Source organism: Cohnella pontilimi (assembly GCF_005049045.1).
GTDB classification, from domain to species: Bacteria; Bacillota; Bacilli; order Paenibacillales; family Paenibacillaceae; genus Cohnella; species Cohnella pontilimi.
Map to the genome: position 1 here is coordinate 33,329 of NZ_SUPK01000010.1, position 20,620 is coordinate 53,948.

At 43.4% G+C, this 20,620-nt stretch carries 14 protein-coding genes; 10 read left to right on the plus strand and 4 right to left on the minus strand.

Annotated elements, in window-relative coordinates; translation table 11 throughout:
* Window positions 1–37: 37 nt before the first annotated feature.
* From eno to E5161_RS18510, 6 genes are all read left to right on the plus strand, one after another.
* Window positions 38–1,330, plus strand: coding sequence for a phosphopyruvate hydratase (gene eno, locus E5161_RS18485; RefSeq protein WP_136779367.1), 1,293 nt, complete (start codon window positions 38–40; stop codon window positions 1,328–1,330).
* Between the two features lie 130 nt (window positions 1,331–1,460).
* The gene (locus E5161_RS18490; protein WP_136779368.1) at window positions 1,461–2,321 is read left to right on the plus strand and encodes a hypothetical protein; all 861 of its coding nucleotides are present in this window, start codon (window positions 1,461–1,463) and stop codon (window positions 2,319–2,321) included.
* A gap of 77 nt (window positions 2,322–2,398) precedes the next feature.
* Complete coding sequence (locus E5161_RS18495; RefSeq protein WP_136779369.1) at window positions 2,399–3,238, plus strand: sulfurtransferase; 840 nt, start codon at window positions 2,399–2,401, stop codon at window positions 3,236–3,238.
* Between the two features lie 560 nt (window positions 3,239–3,798).
* The gene (locus E5161_RS18500) at window positions 3,799–5,340 is read left to right on the plus strand and encodes an SEC-C metal-binding domain-containing protein (RefSeq protein WP_136779370.1); all 1,542 of its coding nucleotides are present in this window, start codon (window positions 3,799–3,801) and stop codon (window positions 5,338–5,340) included.
* A 417-nt stretch (window positions 5,341–5,757) separates the two neighbouring features.
* The gene (locus E5161_RS18505; RefSeq protein ID WP_136779371.1) at window positions 5,758–7,212 is read left to right on the plus strand and encodes a DUF5677 domain-containing protein; all 1,455 of its coding nucleotides are present in this window, start codon (window positions 5,758–5,760) and stop codon (window positions 7,210–7,212) included.
* Window positions 7,202–8,299: a hypothetical protein gene (locus E5161_RS18510; protein WP_136779372.1), complete on the plus strand. Its 1,098-nt coding sequence runs from the start codon at window positions 7,202–7,204 to the stop codon at window positions 8,297–8,299. Before E5161_RS18505 ends, E5161_RS18510 begins: the two co-directional genes overlap by 11 nt.
* A gap of 1,270 nt (window positions 8,300–9,569) precedes the next feature.
* On the opposite strand, the gene E5161_RS18515 is transcribed toward E5161_RS18510, so the two are convergent.
* Window positions 9,570–11,876 carry a P-loop NTPase fold protein gene (locus E5161_RS18515; protein ID WP_136779373.1) on the minus strand — a complete coding sequence of 769 codons (2,307 nt, stop codon included), beginning with the start codon at window positions 11,874–11,876 and terminating at the stop codon, window positions 9,570–9,572.
* 938 nt (window positions 11,877–12,814) lie between these two features.
* Here E5161_RS18515 and E5161_RS18520 point away from each other — a divergent pair.
* A complete protein-coding gene (locus E5161_RS18520) occupies window positions 12,815–13,435 on the plus strand; it encodes a VOC family protein (RefSeq protein WP_136779374.1) in 621 nt (206 codons plus the stop codon).
* A gap of 315 nt (window positions 13,436–13,750) precedes the next feature.
* Here the strand turns inward: E5161_RS18520 and E5161_RS18525 are convergent, their stop codons facing one another.
* Complete coding sequence (locus E5161_RS18525) at window positions 13,751–14,635, minus strand: LysR family transcriptional regulator (RefSeq protein WP_136779375.1); 885 nt, start codon at window positions 14,633–14,635, stop codon at window positions 13,751–13,753.
* A gap of 113 nt (window positions 14,636–14,748) precedes the next feature.
* Between E5161_RS18525 and E5161_RS18530 the strand changes: the two genes are divergently transcribed.
* Window positions 14,749–16,005, plus strand: a complete 1,257-nt coding sequence (locus E5161_RS18530; RefSeq protein ID WP_136779376.1) for an MFS transporter — start codon at window positions 14,749–14,751, stop codon at window positions 16,003–16,005.
* A 430-nt stretch (window positions 16,006–16,435) separates the two neighbouring features.
* On the opposite strand, the gene E5161_RS18535 is transcribed toward E5161_RS18530, so the two are convergent.
* Window positions 16,436–17,248: an SH3 domain-containing protein gene (locus tag E5161_RS18535; RefSeq protein ID WP_136779377.1), complete on the minus strand. Its 813-nt coding sequence runs from the start codon at window positions 17,246–17,248 to the stop codon at window positions 16,436–16,438.
* Between the two features lie 57 nt (window positions 17,249–17,305).
* On the minus strand, window positions 17,306–18,064 hold the full coding sequence (locus E5161_RS18540) for an NYN domain-containing protein (protein WP_136779378.1): 759 nt from the start codon (window positions 18,062–18,064) through the stop codon (window positions 17,306–17,308).
* Between the two features lie 147 nt (window positions 18,065–18,211).
* On the opposite strand from E5161_RS18540, the gene E5161_RS18545 reads away from it, so the two are divergent.
* Together E5161_RS18545 and E5161_RS18550 are read left to right on the plus strand one after the other, a co-directional pair.
* Entirely contained in the window at window positions 18,212–19,006 is a 795-nt protein-coding gene (locus E5161_RS18545) for an SDR family NAD(P)-dependent oxidoreductase (RefSeq protein WP_136779379.1), read from the plus strand.
* Window positions 19,003–20,538: an AMP-binding protein gene (locus E5161_RS18550; protein WP_211246763.1), complete on the plus strand. Its 1,536-nt coding sequence runs from the start codon at window positions 19,003–19,005 to the stop codon at window positions 20,536–20,538. The genes E5161_RS18545 and E5161_RS18550 overlap by 4 nt, the downstream gene beginning before the upstream one ends.
* Window positions 20,539–20,620 lie beyond the last annotated feature (82 nt).

Consider the following 20,620-nt stretch of genomic DNA (forward strand, 5'->3'; position numbering starts at 1 on the left):
TGAATCCGATCAAAACAAGCAGAGGAGTGTCCCCGACATGACCATCATTTCCGACGTTTACGCACGTGAGGTGCTGGACTCCCGCGGCAATCCGACCGTGGAAGTCGAAGTGGTACTGGAATCCGGCGCCATGGGGCGTGCCATCGTGCCGTCCGGCGCATCAACCGGCGCATATGAAGCCGTAGAGCTTCGCGACGGTGACAAAGACCGTTACCTCGGCAAAGGCGTATTGAAAGCCGTCGACAACGTCAACGAAAAAATCGCGCCTGAAATCATCGGCCTAGACGCGCTCGATCAAGTCGCCATCGACCGTCAAATGATCACGCTCGACGGAACGCCGAACAAAGGCAATCTCGGCGCCAACGCCATTCTCGGCGTTTCCATGGCCGTTGCCCGTGCCGCAGCTGACGCACTCGGGGTTCCGCTGTACGCTTACCTGGGCGGATTTAACTCCAAGACGCTTCCGGTGCCGATGATGAACATCGTCAACGGCGGCGCGCATGCCGACAACAACGTCGATGTGCAGGAATTCATGGTTTTGCCGGTCGGTCTGCCGACGTTCCGTGAAGCGCTGCGTGCAGGCGCGGAAATTTTCCACTCCTTGAAAGCTGTATTGAAGTCGAAAGGCCTGAACACAGCAGTAGGCGACGAAGGCGGCTTCGCTCCGAACCTCGGTTCCAACGAAGAAGCTCTCTCCACCATTATCGAAGCGATCGAAAAAGCCGGCTACAAACCGGGCGAAGACGTATTCCTCGGTATGGACGTTGCTTCCACCGAGTTCTTCAAAGATGGCAAGTACCATCTGGAAGGCGAAGGCAAGTCCTTCACTTCCGCTGAGTTCGTGGATCTGCTCGCAGGCTGGGTAGAGAAATATCCGATCATTTCGATCGAAGACGGCTGCTCCGAAGACGACTGGGAAGGCTGGAAGCTGCTGACCGACCGTCTCGGCGATAAAGTTCAGCTGGTTGGTGACGACCTGTTCGTGACGAACACCGAGCGTCTATCGACCGGTATTGAGAAAGGCATCGGCAACTCTATCCTGGTCAAAGTGAACCAAATCGGTACGCTGACCGAGACGTTCGACGCGATCGAAATGGCGAAGCGCGCCGGCTACACGGCCGTCATCTCCCACCGTTCCGGCGAGTCGGAAGACAGCACGATCGCCGACATCGCGGTCGCGACCAACGCCGGCCAGATCAAAACCGGCGCTCCGTCCCGTACGGACCGCGTAGCCAAGTACAACCAATTGCTCCGCATCGAAGATATGCTGGCTACCACCGCGCAATACGGAGGCAAAACCGCATTCTACAACCTGCGCGGGTTGAAATAAGCAATATCTTTCCAATATCAGGATACGATGATATAATCTCGGTATCTTGAGTGGTGAAGCACACCCCTGGCAGGACGTTTCGACGTCCCGCCGGGGGTTTTGTTTTTTCGCCCAAATTGGAGGAGGAGTCATGATGATGCCGCAAGCCCGTTTGTATGACAACCCGCAAGAGTTTGGAGAAATGATTGTGCAGCATTTGAAAAGCAGCTTGAACCTGGATGTGCGGCAGCAAGAGGAGGAGCCTTTGCTGCTTGAAATCGTCTACGGTCCGGACAAAGAGGACGATAGAGCGGTCGTGAGTCTTCACAACACGTTCCAGACCTACATGCGCAGCGGCGATTTCAATACCGCAATCGATTATTTGAACGGCGTGATCAGCTGTTCGAATGCGATGCAAAACAAAGAAGAGCTGTTGATGATCGATACGACCTGTATTTATCCTGCGTTGAGAGATCAGAAATATGTAGAGGAAGCCGCACAAGGATTGGAGTTGATCGTGGAGGAGAACATTCCCGGTCTGTGCACGGTTTTTCTGGAGATCAAAGACGGATATTCCAAGCTGATCAGCCAAAAGATGCTGGAACACCATCCGCGATTGAACGAGGAGAAAGTGAAGCGTTTAGGCTACCGCAATTTGCGGTCCGAGGGCTGGACTCCGTCCCGGATGACATTGCAATCTCCTTTTCGGCCATCCTGTTACGTTGAAACGTTCTTGGACAATCCGTTCCCCATCGAATGTCAGTTTATAAATCCCGATATGTCTCGCGGTCACGTTCCGGCCTCGTTTTTAATCGCATTTCCCACCAGAAGAACTGTGCTCCTCATGAGATCGGAAGAAAAAATGGACACCTTAGCTCAAGCTAAGCAATTAGCCAAAAAATCCAAGTTTCATGAAATGGTTCGCCGGAGCTACCGGGTCATGCCGCACCCAGTATCGGAGCACATTTACTGGTCGTGCAACGGGGAGATTCAACGATTGGAAAATGTTTGAACGAGAGACATCGGAAACCGCCGCTTATCTGATAAAATGTAAGCATAGTGAATCTGTAGGTGGAAGGATGATTTCCGATGCGAAATGTTGTCCCCATGAAATGGCTGCTGGCCCGCTTGTATGAGCCTGACTTAGTGATCGTAGACTGCCGATACCAGCTTAATGATTCGAGCGCCGGCCGAGCGGCGTATGAACAAGGATACATACCGGGCGCCGTTTACTTCGATTTGTCGAAGGACTTGTCCTCTCCGGTTTCCGAACACGGCGGGCGTCATCCGTTGCCGGACATCGCAACGTTTGCAGACAAACTAGGAAAAGCCGGTATCGATGAAACGATCCGGGTTGTCGCCTACGACGATCAAGGCGGTATGAATGCGTCCCGCTTCTGGTGGCTGCTGAAATATTTAGGGCATGAAAAGGTTTATTTGCTGGATGAAGGATTCACGGCATGGAAAAACGCCGGCTATCCGGTCACCAATGCCGCGCCGCCGATCCGCGTACCTAAAAAGTTCACTCCCCGGCCACAGCCGGATATGCTCGCTGATATGGAGGATGTTCGCACCGCCGTACGGGATCGTACAAGTGTTTTGGTCGACTCCAGAGAACATAAACGCTACATCGGTCAGGAGGAGCCGATTGATCGGATAGCCGGCCATATCCCGACTGCGCGTAATCGTTTCTGGAAGGACAACGTGAACGCCGACGGCAAATGGAAAACCGTTGAGGAGCTGCAGGAAAGATTTCATGATGTAAACAACCACGACAACATAATCGTGTACTGCGGCTCCGGCGTCTCGGCCTGCCCCAATGTTGTCGCGCTGGACGAAGCGGGATTCCGCAACGTGAAACTGTACGCAGGCAGCTGGAGCGATTGGATTAGTTATAGGGAGAATCCGGTGGCTGTGGGTGAAGAGTAAAGGCGATTAGTATGCAAGTGGAATACAGAGCACGGTTAGATGAATACCGTTGCTCTGTATTTTTTTTATGAGTCGAAGTCAACACGGAGTCAACATCCAGCTTTAGAAAGTGCTCACATCACTTGTTTTGAGTCTGTTTTCATACTTTTTACTGAGACACAATATCCAATTATTCTCGAGCAAAGATATGCGTGGAATCAACAAATGAAGATTAATCGGGCAAATCAACGAAAAGTCAACATTTCTGAAGATTAATCGGTGAACCGTACCATAAGTGACGGCGAAAGATTTGCTGAGGGAACTTATGGAAATGTTTCAGGGCATGTTGGATATAGTGAGTAATAGGCTTTGAGGCCTTTGATTTTTATTTTTCTTATGTATATGCTGACATTATTAACCATCATTTTCCATAATGTGATATCATACTGAAGCAGCCTTTTAAAGCGGCGTTTCATGTAACTTTTACGCAATTGTGATTGTGTGAGAGATATAAATATATTCAAGCCATTTCATAAAAAATATGAATAGTAAGAAAAGAACCTTGGGAAAAGAGGTATGACATGGAAGTGAAGTATCCCCAAACTGTTATGAATAAGTCTCAGGGGTTCACTGATGCGGAAGAGTTCTTAGCTCGCCTATGTAATAGTTCTTTTCTTTCATTGTGGAGTTACCCCAATGTTTTTCGAGATCAGGGACGAACAAGCTCTCAACGATTCGAGGCCAAGGGAGATGGCAAAGAACTATGTGATCTTCTGGTTATATTCGAAAATCACATAATAATATTTTCCGATAAACAATGTGTTTTTCCAAGCAGCGGGGACATCCAGCTTGATTGGAGTAGATGGTATAGAAAAGCAGTAAACAATGCAGCACATCAAATATGGGGTGCAGAAAGATGGATACTTAATTACCCGGAGACTATATTTCTTGACAGCAAATGCACTCAAAGGTTACCAATTCAAATTCCCTCCAAGGAAAATGCAATAGTTCATCGAATAGTAGTGGCACATGGAGCGTCGGAAGAATGTAAAAAGCAGCTAGGTGGAACTGGTAGTCTAATGATACATCCATCAGTGATTGGTGATATGCATACTGGTAATTATGAAAATCCGTGTATTCCATTTACAATTGGGCGGATTGATCCTAATAAAGGATATGTACATGTATTTGATGATTTTTCTCTTGAAGTAGTTATGAAAACCGTCGATACTATTTCAGATTTTACAAGATATTTAACGAAAAAAGAGGAATTGATCCTTAACGGCAAAGTCGTAGCTAGTGGAGAGGAAGATTTATTGGCTCATTATCTTCAAAATATCGATGAAGACGGAGAACATACATTTTTATCTGAAACGGACGAAAACATCAGTGCAATCTCTATTTGGGAGGGATTATGGGAGGATTTCTGTAATCATCCATCAAGACTAGCACAGATCAAAGCCAATGAAATTAGTTACTCATGGGACAAACTAATAGAAAAATTTCTTTTTCATATTACAACAGGAACATCGCACCTGATGTCGCATCCAGATATAAAGAGTCAAGAAGAGGTTTTTAGGTTTCTTGCAAAAGAAAATAGAACGCGACGTAGATTTCTAGCTGAGTCAATACATGATTTAATTAAGAAGACACCAGATAACGCTAGATCAACCCGTACATTATTACCTGTAAATCCGGGTGACCCGTGCTATCTCTTTTTACTAATGCCCAAGAGAACAACACTTGCATATGAAGAATATAGAGAGATGAGGGGGCAGTTACTAGCGAGCTATTTACGTATAACAAAGCATAAGTTTCCCGAGGTTAAAGATATAGTTGGGATAGCTACGGAGACTGGCTTATCCGATGAACGCTCTGAAGATTTTATGTATCTTAATGCAAGAGACTGGACCGAAGAAGATGACAGGGAAGCAGCAGTCTTGGAAAGGGAATTTATTAGTCAAGGCCTGCTTGGTAAAAGAAAATTATTTAGATCAAGTGTTCATGAATATCCTGACACGAACCCTTCGAAAGTAACGACAGGAATGAAGGGAAATGAAAGGAATGATCCTTGTCCGTGTGGAAGTGGGAAAAAGTTCAAAAAATGTTGTGGGCAGTTATAACTATTATTGGTAACAGTCTCACACTCTCCATCAAGCCAAAACAAAAGAGAACGACCCTCACGGCGTTCTTCTTTCTGTCCCATGTATTAATCCTCTATAGCCTCATGAACTAACATCTGAGCATAGGATTCACCTAAGCCAATCCGCAGTCACGGAGCGATTCCCGATTACACTATTGATATAGACTTCAATGAGAAGCGACTAATACTAGAGTCAGTTGTTTTTGCTAAGGGGAAGCAATTTAATAAGGATAATAAACTAACTTTAATGAACTGAAAAAAGCAAATTATGTTATAACCAATGATTAAATATTCATGTATCGAGCTCATACCCTCGATACGCATATGGACTTTTGGGAAACTTCGCCGGTTGTATTAATTGGTGACAACGATATTAATTTGAAAGGGTCAATCAATAATGGAGCATAGCAAACTTTCTGATCACATATTCAAAAAAGGAAAATTCATTACTCCATGGAATGAGTTCTTGACTGAAATTACAAGAGAGAACTCTTGGTATCACGGAAGGTTGCCAGAGTACCTTTGGTTAGCACTAATTATTAAGTTTTATGGTAGAGAAAAAGGCTTGTCGAAATGCAATATTATTCTTAAAAAACTAAATGAACAAGCCCCTTCATTAACCACCCCAAGATTTTCAAAGATACTTAAACTAGACACCGACAAACAAAATGAAATATTTAACTGTATTTCAACAATTGTAAGTGCTCGAGTATTAGCACCGTTGACAGCTATTTTTACTTATTCTAGCTATCCAGTATTCTCCTCGAAATTTCAATCCTCTATTTCAGTTGAGGAAAGAATTGCAACGATAAACACTTTGATGGAGGAGACTAGCGATCATCAAACACATCTCTCAACAGATGTACGTTTTATCGTACTATACTTTCATTTAATGTCTGGAAAATTACATATGCCCAGAGAAGAGTTGAAAAGGCTTTTGGATTATCCCCACTTATCTCATGAAGATGAGCGTATGAGAATGATCCGACCAATGGTACGTTCATTGGAAATGATGTTGCCAGAGATTGAACCTTTTGATGCAGAGTACCTAGAAATATTTTGGGAGGCTGTTAGTAGAATGAGTAATTGCGAGTTGTTTTATATTAAATTTTCCGACGATCTTCCCGACACACAGGATTATATGAAGCAGGTCAAAGTAATACTAGAGTACTATACGGAGTTGTTAACCTCAGCGAATCCACTTGATAATAAAATGTTGGTGTTGTTGGGTATTACCACTTACTCCTATAAAAGGTTGCTGGAGTTAGTTGATCATGAACTCTTCAATACAATTTCAGGGAGAAGCATTGTACGCACTCTAATAGAGGACTGTATTATGATGAAATATCTACTTAAGCATGAAGCATCACACAGTGATATATGGACTGAATATCAGTACTATGGAATTGGCCAATACAAGTTGATTGTAGAAAGGTACAGACAATCGGATAAGGAGTTACCTAACAGTCATGTTGCTTATAATTACATTGATATTCTAGTTGGTGAATATAAAAACAAAGAGTTTATAGACATGGACACTACATATTTTGACAAACAAAATATCAGGGGGAAAGCTATTAGTGTAAATGAAAAAGAACTCTTTGATTTTTATTATGATTATGATTCAGCGTTTGAACACGGGCTTTGGGGAGCTATTCGCGAAAGTTCCTTAATAAAGTGCAATACACCTTCGCATCAATATCACTGTGTTCCAGATATCGAAAATAATCAGAAATTAAATAGCGTTTGGTATGATTGTGTGAAGGTTATGAATAAAACTCTTGGAATTCTAGAGGATGTGTTTGGACTTCCTCCACATTTATCGAAAGGTGTAAAGGAATATGAGCAATAACATGTTAATAGATGAGTTGCATCGTATTCAAATTGAATATAGGAGTGTTTTGGAGACTGCATTAACAAACATCTATAAAAAAGAATCCAGCGCCATTATAGATGAAATCGGGGTGTTTTGGGAGCGTAATAAGAAAGTTGTACAGTGTATTTTGCGGTATCTATTTCCTCCATTTGAGGGATATGTCTTTACTTCGGCAACGATTTTGGACTTAGATGATAGTGAGCATTACCCATTTATATCACTGGGTAAGTTTCATTTCTGGGACGACCCCCTATATAAGTATGTAACGATGCTTCAAAATACAGAAATAAATAAAGAATTTGATCAAAAAATGAGAATACAGATAATATCTACAATTGGGGATAATATAAAGATTGTCAATCAAGCATTTGGGATTATCTACATTTTACCAATCAGATTAATTACGGAAGCCAATCAGCTAGCTCATGAAGCCGCTACTAAGGCTTTTTTTAGCTTGTTTAAAGATGAACTTGATTTCACAACGTATAAAAACAATTTTAAAACAATAATTGATGTAAAGAAGGGGTTATCAGTTGGCGAAAAGCACATAATTCTATTAGACGGTGAAGATGCAACTCTTGATCTTGAAACTAGATTCAGGAAATACAAGGAAACGACTGTTTTACCGCTGTCATCTGATGCTTCAGATGCAGAAATTTTTTGGTTTGGTGTATATAGTTATTTATTACAGGCATTCGATACTATACTTGTTAGCTTAGAACATAAATTGATTCCCTATATTAGGTATGAAGTAGCCTTTAAATATATAGTAAAAATCTCAGGAAATTTCGGTGACAACGAGGAACTGTCAGATATGCTGCTTAAATGTATTGTAGCCCATCTTTTACATCATAACTTCGACAAACAAATAATAGATGATATTGATTTTAGAGAATACTATAAGGCTGTTCAAAGTTATGGTATTGAAAAAAAAATATTTGGTGATATAAAACAAAAAAATTTAGGTTTATCCAGTATGTCATTAAGGGATTTAACAACAATAATTGATAATACTTTTGAAAGTTTTTTTACTAGGTTTCATGAAGAGAGAATTAATCCATGAATTAAGATATTTTATAGACGGCTCGAGCTCGAGCCTCCAATAGCAGTGCATACCCATGGCAGGGCCGCATAAGTTGGCTAAACCACAACTCCGAACAACTCTTAGTTATATATAATAATTGCTGCGGAAGTCAACCGTCACGGCCTCTAGAACCAACTCCACAGCCGGGTTGAATTTGCTACGTGGAAAGTCGTTAGCCGAGCGTGCACACGATGCCGAAGTCTTTGAATTGGAGATTGTTAGCTATGCGGGGAATCCGGTAGCGACCGGGGATGAAGAACAAACGAGCAAGGCATAACAGTATGCAAATTCTGATTACATCGCCATATGGGCTGTATGCCCCGACGATGTATTTTCAATATCTGGAGTCAACACGAGGTCAACACCGCCTGCTGGCAGTTACCTTGCAAGTCACTTGCAACGCGAGTCGGACGTTACGCATGAACACGCTCGTGTATAAAGACAAAGGGCTGGGATGCCCTACCATTGCGGTGTAGCAAGCCCGGCCCAGATATACGAGTCAACAGTAACCTGGTTTACGTGTTTAGCTTTGTCTCTAGGTAGTGTCACATTCGGCCGTCTCCTTTCAAAATACAACTTTAGCACTTATTTATTTATAAATTTCCCCATTTAATATTATTGACACAAGACAAACGAAAACATCCCTTTCTTCTTCGCTAATAGCAGGTAATAGACGATAGTACTTTCGAAATAAATACATTGCCTTTGGGCAAACGCGTTGGTGATGTATTTTTTATGCCTCAAAGTCAACATGGAGTCAACAAGTCATGCTTGAAAATACTTGCAGAACGAAAACCGAATTCTAGCTTGTATCTACGCGAAACTCTGCAAAGACAGAGAAGAGCCCCGCCATAGCGGTTGCTACAAACGCTGATCCTCTTAAGTAAGTCAACAACTAAACGCAACAAGAATGAAATCAACGCAAAGTCAACGTTCATAGCAATTAAAAAAACCAAGCGAGCAGGGGTCAATTACATCCCTGTTTGCTTGGTTTTCTCTTTTTTCACGGATCGGGTTGATTAGCCATATAAGGCACATAGATCAGTGGCGGTGTTTTTGCATGTCCGGAATCAACACAGAGCCAATCATCAAGTTATACAAATATGAGCAGCATCGAGCAGATCAAAACTAACATACTCACATAAACTATGAATATGTTTATATGGATTGAAAAAAACAATGGTATAAAATGAAAGTCGATTCAAGATAAAATTAATGGTGCTAATATGGAACATTCCCAGATGGTAGCTTAGTTAATGCCTAATTTTTGTAGTATTCCGTCTAAGTAGATCTGTAAGTTGTTTTCAGTATCCAATCCTTGGTCGGGGTGGAAGTAAACTGAAATATAAGTCGCCAAGCTTGGGAATTCATTATTAACAATATTATCCAAAAGGCTCTTAAAAGAGGAATAGGTCTTTTTACCATTACCACCTTGAGCGTGAATTAGAAAACATAGATAGTTGTTCTTTTGCGAATGAATATTATAATCTTTAAAAGAGTTAATAGTTCTGTAAATATTGTCTTTCATTATTGATATATTCGCAGAATTTATTATTTTCACTTCAAATAATGCATCAGGATATTGATCCAAGTTGCTAGAGGCAATAAAATCAAATCTAAATCTACTATTTGTAGTTGGGACGATCTGAGTTTCGCGAGTGACAGAAAGATTATAGCCATTAAAGTGTAACTTAGTCATATAAAACGAATAATGCTCGATAAATTGAGCTTTGAACTTATTAATCTCGAAAGAATAATTTTGAACATGATCCAAATCTTCAATAGTAACATCTTGTCCGTGTACAATTTTATTTCTTAAATCAATAATTACATTTAACCGATTTCCCTCAATCCAGCTTCTGGGAAGAAGTTCGATTTCGACAAACTTTCTAAGCATTTGAATAATAGATTTATGATTTTTATCATGAAATACTTCAAGATAAATTGTGCGAATATATTTTTCGAGTTCTATGAAATCTCTTAGAAATTTTGATTGGAATTCATCAGTAACACCAAGTATTGTTTCAGTTTTAATGGTTACTCGATCTGTCCATCTGAAATAGGGAATATCTTCTCCGTCATCAGACCGCTCCAATTTCTTTTCCAATAGCCCGGATGTTGTTAAATCATCAAGTAGTTTTACAACAATAACATTGAGTCGAGCGAAACTCCAACTTGGATGAGAAGTTTTATAATCACTGACCAAATTGTAAATGTCTTCCTTGCAAAAGAAAGAGCTTCCTTTTAATTTCATTTTTAGAATCCACAAATGCAATTGAGTAATAAAAAAATCAATAATACCATCACTATAATCGGTATTTATGAGATCCTCATTAATAATTTTTTCTACTTGCTCTAATAATAAAGCATCTGTTTTATATACTTGTTTACTCTCTTCTGGAATTTCAATAAAGGCTAAGTTATCTCTCCATAATATATCTTGACGAATAAGATTGAGAAATCGCCTCGGTAATCGATTTGAATTTAATACTTTCGATTTTACATAATCGATGACATTAGTGTCGTTTATATTGGCTGGGTCGAAGATAATGTTTGAAAATATATCAAAAAAAGTCCTAGTTGATAATAATGGAATGTGAAGTGTTTTTGAAAAAATACTTGCTATTAAGGCATCATCGTGTGTGTGGGCTGTATGAAATTTATAATATAAATTCTGACCTGAAACCAATATGAAACTTGCTAATCCCGACAATAAAAGAGGTTTTAATTCAGCAATTAACAACTCAACTTTTTCATTTTCATCGATCTTATCTAACTCATCAACAATAAATACCGGTAAAATGCGTAGTTTATTGAGATCTACTAATATTTTATTTAATTGAAACTCGGCAATTTCATCGTCATAGAGAGTCTTTCTGCTTATTTCAGAATATTTTGTTTTGTTTTTTGTCTGTTTTACATTAAATTTAATCAATTCGAATGCCGCCCAGAACAAGGGGGCGCAAAAGAAAAGAGTATCAAGATATTTATTTTTTCTTAGATCTAATAACCACTCAAAAATATTAAACCTTAAATTTAATCCTGTTAACAGTAGCAATACTAATGCTATTGTCATTTTCTTAACATCAACTTGTACTTCAGTAGACAAATTTGATTCTTGTTTCTGACTATCATTTTGGGAATATACAATCTCACGATAAGTACGTTCATATAATAGTTCTAGTGAGGTGATAATCTCGGCATTCTTCTCCCTTATTTCTTTAAAGTTTTGTATTTCTGTTACCGAGTGATAGACCTGACGAATAATCTTTCGTAGTAGTAGAGAATAACTTTCATATTTGGCTAGGTTTAAGTTTATGAAGACAATTTGTTTTCCATCGCTTCTTTTCTCTTTAATATCTTGTGATACTCTTTTAATAAACGAAGTTTTACCTGCGCCTCGATATCCGGAAATCAAAAAACAAGTAGGAGTACCGTTAAGCATTTCCTGCTTAAATTGTGAAATTAGTTCTTCATCGTCGAAAACAAATAAATCTTCAGTACTTCCACTATAGGGAGAATCACTTATTGAGTTATGTTTAATTTGAATTTCCATATTTATACCCCCACTGCAGATAATTAATTGCCGTAGAGTCCACTAAATAAAACTATGGGCACGACTATTACCATATTCGACCAACTTCGACTTTTTCCTGTATTATGTAGTGGGAATTCAAGTTCAGGATCCTTTTTAAGAATTCTTGTCTTTGTAATCAATTGTTGATTGGCTCACAGATCGAAGCAAATGGGGGGATTGGGTGAGCGACCGGGTGGAGGTGGGGGACGAAGAAGTGTCGAAACAGAAATAGTAGTAAGTTTATGTTGAATATAGGGCGCGGTTTAATGAACACAGTCGCTCTATTTTTTTTATGGACCGAAGTCAACACGGAGTGAACAAGCGGTTGCTGAAAATACTTAGAGGTCAACGAACCGAGCACGCGCTCGTATCCTTTGTACAGGCAAAAAGAAGGCCGGGAAGCCTACCATCACGGTGTGCAACCCGACCCCTTGCGTCTCTTGCTCAGGCACTGACCTGACGAAACTTCAACTATAGCAATAATTTCTAAACCTCTATCATTCGGCAGGGTTTGAGATTACTGCAGAGTCTAATTATTATGTGATCTCTATCAATGAGTTTTAGCGAGAGGCCACACGGGAGCGGGTTGGAGGGCTGTGACAGGTTGCCGTAGGCGGGCTGCTGCATCCCTCTTTGGGTTCCGTTCAACAGCTTGCAAACAAGAGGTTGAGGAAAGCAGTTACAGGAACCCCGGAGCCAGCAAAGCTCCTGACGGGCAGATATGTGAAACGTATTCCAACAAAAAGTTGATAAAAAACTGACATAACACAATGATTTTAATTTGGTAAAATAATGAAAAGTGAGGAGGTACATGTAATGGAGCCAGGTATAAAGAATATGCAAAGATGTGATGGATAAAACCTGTTAATATTCCCAATGCCCTTAAAGTTATTCAAGGCAATAAGGAGGATAAAAGAATGAGCAATGTTAAAGAAATACCTGCCGATAATCTGTTGAACAAAAAAACAAATGGTGCAGATGTGATCGGTTACTGCTGCATGAGATTTCCGGTCACAGATTTGAAAAAGTCGATAGATTTTTATTGCAATGTGTTGGGCTATGAATTGTTTTCGGCAGATTATTCGTTTGGAGAGGCACATGTCGGATTGAAAAATAGAAACGGTCCCGGTATTTTTTTGATGGAAACCAAACCGGACGATATCACACAATTGAAGTTTGTATTTCCACGCTCATTCTTTGTCACAAATAGCACTGGGCACGTGACGATGGTTGAGCTATTAACGAATGATTTGCTTGCTTTGCATGAACGGATTAAACAAGCCGGAGCCCATATTGATAATGAACCTGTATTTACGAATCAATTCGGTTACTTCACCTTTTATGATCCGGACGGGCACTACATTCGGGCTGTCGAAGAAAGAGGCGTGTTTTTCGACTTGCAGCGAAGAATGAGTTCAACACTCAAAAGGGATCTGACTGAGCACGAGAATCAATTGCTATGGGGGCTGTGTGAAAATGCCAGTGATGAACAGCAAAAGTTTCTCAGCTCCATCATCTCGGAAATTAGAGGTTCATAAGCAGCCCTGATTGTCGTTTTTGCTATGATGGGAATTTTGGTACTTTCTCTTTTTGTAAAGCACTTCATTTATTAGAGCAATTAATAAAAGTAACGGCCCGAATAAATCATATACATTCCAATGATCATCCAATAAAAATCTTAGAAAGTAAGCTAGTCCTCCCAATAATAGCACTCTTATTAATAGCCACCTATTTAACATCAACGCACCTCCATCCTTTTTACTAACCATGGTGTAATTTTATTTTAATTTGTATGAAGCAAGGGTCATAACAAGCATGTTTCGCCAGATACGATTGTTTAGGGTGCCTTGTTACTAGGCCTTCCGGAAGAAGTGGATCACGAACTCCCGGAAACGGATGGCGGCTTCGGACAGATAGTGCTTCCGGTTCCAGGCTATACCGAAGGTTCGCAGGCATACGGGATCTTTGACTTTCACCTGGGCCGTGTTCGAGTTGGAGGCTCTGTTGCCCAGCGAGAGGGGCAGCGTGAAGGTGATGCCGAGCCCCATCTCGACCAGCGTCTGGATCGAGCTGGCCTCTTCGAGCTCGAAGGCAATACGGGGCTCAAAGCCTGCTTGGCGGCAGAATCCGTCTGTAATCTCCCGGAAGTGGGAGTGGGAGGCTAGCGCGATGAAGGGCTCGTTCGCCGCTTCGCTCAGCGAGATGCAGTCCCTGGAGGCAAACCGATGGGAGCTAGGAACGGTTAAGCATAATTCTTCTTCCGCCAATGTCAGCCACTCGATGTCCGGCCCCGTAACCGGCGTGGTGGAGATGGATAAATCGATGGCGGCATTCTCGAGCTCGTTCTGGATCTCTAGCACGGAGCCCAATTGATGCTGGATAATACGGACATGAGGATGATCGGTTAAGAACTCTTTGAGAAGCATCGGCAGTACGTAGGGGAGCGTGATCGAGATCGATACGACGCCATGCTGCAGTCCGGCCATGTCGGCAAGCTCGCGTTCGCCTTCTTCCAGTTCAAAGAAAGCCCGTTCGACGCGCCTGAGGTAGGTTCTGCCGAAGGCGTTCAGCTTGACCCGTCTCCCCTCGCGTACAAACAGAGGAACGCCAAGCTTCTTCTCCAGGCGATGAATCGAGTTGCTCAGCGACGGCTGCGATACGTTCAACTCCCGGGCTGCCTGCGTAAAATGCTCCAGTCTGGCGACCGTTTGAAAATATTTCAGTTGAAGAAATTCCATTGATTAACATCCTTTATATATCACATTCATGAAATGAATTTATTATTAAATAAGTATTATACATAATAAATCCTCAATCTTATAATGATTTCACAATAGAGATAGAAATCAGGATGGGATTGGAGAGCAGCGGTTTGCTTAGAGAGAGAATCTGGACAAAGGATTTCATCGTTGTTTGCTTGAGCAGCTTCTTTATGTTTCTCACGTTTTATATTCTGGCAACGGCGTTTCCGTTATATGTGAAGGATAGCTTACACGGCAATGAACAACAGATGGGATTAGTGATTACCGTTTATGTCATTGGCGGCATCATAGGCAGGCCGTTCTCGGGACTGTGGGTCGATCGGTTTGGGAAAAAGAGGATGGCCGTGTTCGGGCTGTCCGTGTTCTTGCTGGCCTGCATCGCGTATTTCGGCGCGACAGGCATGTTGCTGTTCCTTGCGATTCGTCTGATCCACGGATTCGCCTATGCGTTATCGTCGACCGCGACAAGCACTGCCGCTTCCTCTATCATTCCCGAATCCCGCCAAGGGGAAGGGATCGGCTACTACAGCATGTTTATGAGCATCGCGATGGCCGTGGGGCCAGCATTGGGGATCTGGCTGTGGAAGGACGAGAACGTGAACTTCCTGCTGCTGGCCGTGTGCATCATCGCCGCGCTGTCTCTCGCGTTCGTGATCGGAATGAGGCTTCCCCTGCAGAAAGCGGAAGGCTTGGTACCGACGTCAACTACAGTTGAACCGGAACCAAGCGAGGGCAAGAAACGTCTGCAATGGAGTGACTTTATCGAGCCGAAGGCGTTGCCGATTTCGCTCGTAGGCTTCATCGTATCCTTCGCCTACAGTTCGCTTTCCGGCTTCTTCGCTTCCTTCGCCCAAGAGATTCACCAATCGAGCATAACGTCTTTGTTCTTCCTCGCGTTCGCGGCGATGATCGTCTTGTTCCGCCCGGTGATCGGCAAAGTATTCGATAAATATAAGGAGCATTATTTGTACTATCCCGGGGTCGCGCTGTTCGCCGTCGGCCTGATCTTGCTCAGCCAAGCGCATTCCGGGGATGCGGTCCTTCTGTCGGGCAGCATCATGGGCATCGGCTACGGGGCGTTGTTGCCCTGCTTCCAGACACTCGCGGTCAAGCTGGCCCCCGAGCATCGGAGAGGCAGCGCGATGGGGACGTTCTTCCTGTTGTTTGATTTGGGCTATGGGTTCGGTTCTTACTTCATGGGCATGATCGCCTCGTTCACGGATTATCGGATGATGTATGCGACGGCCGGAGTGATGGCGCTGCTGTCCGTTGTTTTCTACTATGTGCTTCATCATCGGCTTCGGGGGAGACTCACCGTACACAAAAAACAGACGGAGACCGTTTAACCCTTTCGAGGAGATGTAGAGGATTGCGTTGGACCGGGTTTGGTAGGGATAATCGGCCGGACAGGCGAGAGGCAGAGGAAACGGTTTTTCGTTTCTTCTGCCTCTTTTGTTTAGCGGGGAAATCAAATGACGGTCACAACGAGGCGGCGGGTGCCTCGTTCGCGGATGTCAGCGGGATTTCGGATGCATCCGCCGGTGGCTCGTCCCATATTTTCTTAAGTCCTCGGGAAACAAGAATGCACATTCCCTCGGTCTTCACCGTGATCGGCGGCCATTACCAGCAGGAGAGTGTCCGGCTGCAGCGGGAGGGGCGCTGGAGGAGGAAACCCGCAATAAGTAGGTTGTAGAAATAAAATACAGAGCACGGCGAAAATACGGTGTGCTCTGTATTTTTACGAACAAGTATATTCAACTGATCCTACTTACTTCTTCAATCGCCTGCGACAAAAGTGATGATTTTCCAGTTATCGTCCTGGAAGTTAAAAATAACGCGATAATCAATGGGCGAACGGACTTGTCCTTGCTTGACATATCCCCCGTAACCCGAAGGAGTGATCACAGGCGTCCAGCCTCCTTCTTCGTACTCCATTTTAACCACCGTATAATCGAGGACGTCCAATACCTGCGAAGACTCGCTGCGGTCCGCGTATACCTTAACGTCCTTCTCAACGGCAACACCGTATGTGAAAGCATCGAGTTGCTCCGGCAACTTGTCGAACAATTCGAACACGTAGGGCGCAACAAACATCTTTTGGTCATTCCCTCTGCCAGTGAATACCCCGCCCAACTGCAGTGCCCGTTCCAACTCCATCCAACGAGTTTCGTCCCACTCTTTGATTAAACCTTCTGCTCCGGCTTCATCGCCGCCAAAGCTGAATCGGACATGTGGATCGAGATGCTCCTTGATGTAATTCAAATCCCGTTCATCAATTTTCTTCATCAGCTCTTCGCGGAAAGTTGCGAAGATCCGGTTTTGAGAAGATTCGTCCACGGGTTCGATCCTAAACGCTTTATAAGTTTCCTGCTGCGGCGACGGTTTCGCATCGGCAGCCGGATCAGCAGAAGGAGATTCCGCCGGTTTCGGTTCCGAAGTCTTCATATTTGAGGGTTCCGACTCGTTCGGCTCGGTAACCGCCGGCAACGCACCAATGCTCGAAGAATCGGCCGCTTTGGAGCCGTGCGACCCGCATCCCGTGAGCATCAACACGGTCAATACCATTATTAATCCGAATCTTTTTATCAATCGGGCCATCTCCTTTTCTGTTTTCTATTTGGACGATGGTCTTCATACCACGACATGTCAACGCTTTTGCTTAACCTTAACCTTTGTTTTGATGTAAATGACATCCGCTTTAGAGCCTTTAGATCTGCGACGATCGATTTCAAAGACGTTTAGATTGGTGATTAGAGGAGTAAGCTTAGAGAATCCATAATTTCTTGGATCAAAATCTGGTTTTTTCTTTTGAATGTGGCTGCCCACTGCTCCAAGAGAAGCCCACCCATTTTCATCAGCAACGTCCTCAACTGAGCTTGAAATCAATTCTATTAGTTCTGGATTGATTGATTCACTAGAATTGGCCTGTTGAGTCGCTTTTGTATCCGTTAACTCTGGTGAATCCGAAGAATCGATGATTTCAAGGTATGTAAACTTATCACAAGATACTCGGAAGGCCTCAGGAGTTTTCCTCTCGCCAAAGCCATAGACCAATAAGCCAGCTTCGCGGATTCTAACGGCAAGCCGAGTATAGTCGCTATCACTTGCAACAATACAGAATCCATCAACATTTCCTGAATACAGGATATCCATGGCATCAATGATTAAAGCGGAATCAGTAGAGTTCTTACCCGTGGTATAGCTATACTGCTGAATGGGAGTAATAGCCGTCTCTAATAATTTCTTTTTCCACCCCGACATCGCTTGAGTAGTCCAATCTCCGTAAATGCGCTTAAATGTTGCACTCCCGTACTTTGTTATTTCTTTCAGAATTCCTTTGATGTTTTTATGGGGCACATTATCAGCGTCAATAAGTACCGCAAGCTTCTTTTCTGAATCTGACATTTTCATCCCCCAAACAACATTATTCGTAATATTCCTCGGCAATACTATACCATACCACTTCGAGTAGAAAGGACTTTACTCCCCCACTCGCGAAGAACATGAGAACGCGCCTTTGATGGCTGCCTTTTTCGCAAGAAAGGAGCTCGCATGAATAACTATAGCCTTCTCGAACACTTCTTATTCCCGCCTACTGCCTTAAATAGACAGAAGCTAGGACGTGAATTGGAAGGGAAGACGGTTCTGATCACGGGTGCAAGTTCCGGAATAGGGGAGCAGTTGGCTTATTTGTTAGCCGAGATAGAGGTACATTTGATTTTGGTAGCGAGACGAGGGGACAAGCTTTCCGCCATGAAAAGCGAAATCGAAACGAAAGCCGCCCGAGTAAGTGTGTTCCCGGCCGATCTTCGAAATGAGCAGGATATGGAAGGATTGCTTGCCTTTCTCCATCAGCTTCCGAATGGGCTTGATATCGTCGTAAGCAATGCCGGTCATTCCATCCGGCGGTCGATTTATCAATCCATGGACCGCTATCACGATTTTACTCGCACGATGGCGATCAACTATTTTGCTCCGGTTCAACTGCTATTGTCCACCCTTCCTTTGCTTGAAAAAAGGCAGGGACACATCCTCAACATCTCAACCGTAAACGCACTGTTGCTTCCCTTGCCTCATTGGGCTGCTTATCAATCATCGAAAGCTGCCTTTGACACCTGGTTTCGTTCTGCGGCTCCCGAACTGCACATGAGAGGAATCTCCACCACCTCGATCTACCTTCCATTAGTGAACACGCCCATGATCCAGCCGACGGCAGCTTATCGCAAATTGCCGGCCATGTCTCCACAGCATGTAGCGAAGATCATATCCAAATCCATCTATACCAAAAGAAAAACATACAAACCTTGGTGGCTGATTTTCGCGCGATTGGCGGGGTACAGCCGATGAGGATTTATAAACTGATCTATATTTTGTATAAAATCCGGATGCTGTCCCCCTTGGCCTTTTTGCGGTTAACCACCGCGATGTATCGTTATGGAATCAATCTGATGGCGCTGTTGGATTTTTCAACCAGTACCTATAGGGAAAAAATAGCGCTGGTAGATGAGAAGGAAACACTGACCTATCTCCAATTGTTTGCACAATCCGAGGCGCTTTCGGTCGTTTTGAGGGAGAGGTACCAGCTTGCGAGCGGCAAAAAGGTAGGTTTATTGTGTAAAAACCATGCCTCTCTGGTGAAAGCGATTTTTGCGGTTTCTTATTCGGGTGCGGATCTGTATCTGCTGAATGTGGAAATGAGCGAGGGTCAGCTGAATACGATTTTGAAGCGTCATGATTTTGACCTCCTGATCTATGACGAGGAACGAAGCGCATGGCTGGAGCATTCTTCGGATACAAAAGCGAAACTGTTAAGCTACCATGACACATTGCCTGCGATAAACAACTTACAATCTTCGAGCCACTGCGGCAAGCGAAAACGACACCGGGCTTCCTCAGGGAGGCTTGTGCTTCTCACCGGCGGGACGACAGGCCACGCGAAAGAAGCGGTACATAAACCTTCCTTATTTCAGTATCTGGATCCATTCTATGCCTTTGTTAATCGACTAAAAATCTTAAACCATCGCACTGCCTATATCACCACTCCCATCTATCACGGTTACGGACTAGCGGTGCTGCTTTTGTTTGGCGCTTTAGGAAAGAAAGTGGTCATTCAACGCGGATTCGATGCAGAGAAAGCATGCCGCTTGATACGGGAGCACCAGGTTGAAGTTGTAACGGTCGTCCCCTTAATGCTGCATAAAATGTTGAGAACAAATGTAGACGATTTAAAGTCTCTTGCTTGCATAGCTTCAGGGGGGGCGGAGCTTAGTCCCAAGCTGGTGAAAGAGACTTTAACGCAACTGGGCGAGGTGCTGTACAATCTGTACGGAACTTCGGAAGCGGGCCTGAATATGATTGCGACGCCTCAGGATTTAGCCCGCTATCCCAATACAATCGGCAGAAAAATTAAGGGCGGCGCTTTGAAGATAATGAGTGATGAAAAGAAGGAAGCTGAAATTGGCCAAGTAGGTCAGTTTTGTTTCAAAAACAGATGGTCTATGAGAAACAGTGCGAAGGCTTGGATCGAAACCGGTGATTTGGGCTATCGAAATGAGCAGGGGTATTACTTTTTGTGTGGAAGAGCGGACAGCATGATTGTTTCAGCGGGAGAAAATGTCTATCCACTTGAAGTGGAACAGATCCTGCTTACTCACCCTCGGGTAGAGGATGCAGCGGTGATCGGAATTCAAGACGAGTATTTTGGGCAGCGGCTGAAAGCCGTAGTGGTGTTGGCTCCACAAGCGGGAATGTCAAAAGAGGAGTTATTAGAATGGTTGCGCTCGAGAGTTGCGAGATTTCAGATGCCCAATGAAATCATCTTCGTCGATCAATTGCCTTATACCCCGTTGGGGAAACTGGATAAAAAGCTGCTTAATTGAAGGGTTAGGAGCAAATCTTCGGATCGGGACATTACGAAACCGTTTTTGTTCCGGATCGCCGCGAACGCATGGGTGGACATAT

Excerpts from the sequence above, each read along its gene's own strand:
- eno (WP_136779367.1), top strand. The coding sequence starts at position 38 with ATGACCATCATTTCCGACGTTTACGCACGTGAGGTGCTGGACTCCCGC.
- E5161_RS18490 (WP_136779368.1), top strand. The coding sequence starts at position 1,461 with ATGATGATGCCGCAAGCCCGTTTGTATGACAACCCGCAAGAGTTTGGA.
- E5161_RS18495 (WP_136779369.1), top strand. The coding sequence starts at position 2,399 with ATGCGAAATGTTGTCCCCATGAAATGGCTGCTGGCCCGCTTGTATGAG.
- E5161_RS18500 (WP_136779370.1), top strand. The coding sequence starts at position 3,799 with ATGGAAGTGAAGTATCCCCAAACTGTTATGAATAAGTCTCAGGGGTTC.
- E5161_RS18505 (WP_136779371.1), top strand. The coding sequence starts at position 5,758 with ATGGAGCATAGCAAACTTTCTGATCACATATTCAAAAAAGGAAAATTC.
- E5161_RS18510 (WP_136779372.1), top strand. The coding sequence starts at position 7,202 with ATGAGCAATAACATGTTAATAGATGAGTTGCATCGTATTCAAATTGAA.
- E5161_RS18515 (WP_136779373.1), bottom strand. The coding sequence starts at position 11,876 with ATGGAAATTCAAATTAAACATAACTCAATAAGTGATTCTCCCTATAGT.
- E5161_RS18520 (WP_136779374.1), top strand. The coding sequence starts at position 12,815 with ATGAGCAATGTTAAAGAAATACCTGCCGATAATCTGTTGAACAAAAAA.
- E5161_RS18525 (WP_136779375.1), bottom strand. The coding sequence starts at position 14,635 with ATGGAATTTCTTCAACTGAAATATTTTCAAACGGTCGCCAGACTGGAG.
- E5161_RS18530 (WP_136779376.1), top strand. The coding sequence starts at position 14,749 with ATGGGATTGGAGAGCAGCGGTTTGCTTAGAGAGAGAATCTGGACAAAG.
- E5161_RS18540 (WP_136779378.1), bottom strand. The coding sequence starts at position 18,064 with ATGTCAGATTCAGAAAAGAAGCTTGCGGTACTTATTGACGCTGATAAT.
- E5161_RS18545 (WP_136779379.1), top strand. The coding sequence starts at position 18,212 with ATGAATAACTATAGCCTTCTCGAACACTTCTTATTCCCGCCTACTGCC.
- E5161_RS18550 (WP_211246763.1), top strand. The coding sequence starts at position 19,003 with ATGAGGATTTATAAACTGATCTATATTTTGTATAAAATCCGGATGCTG.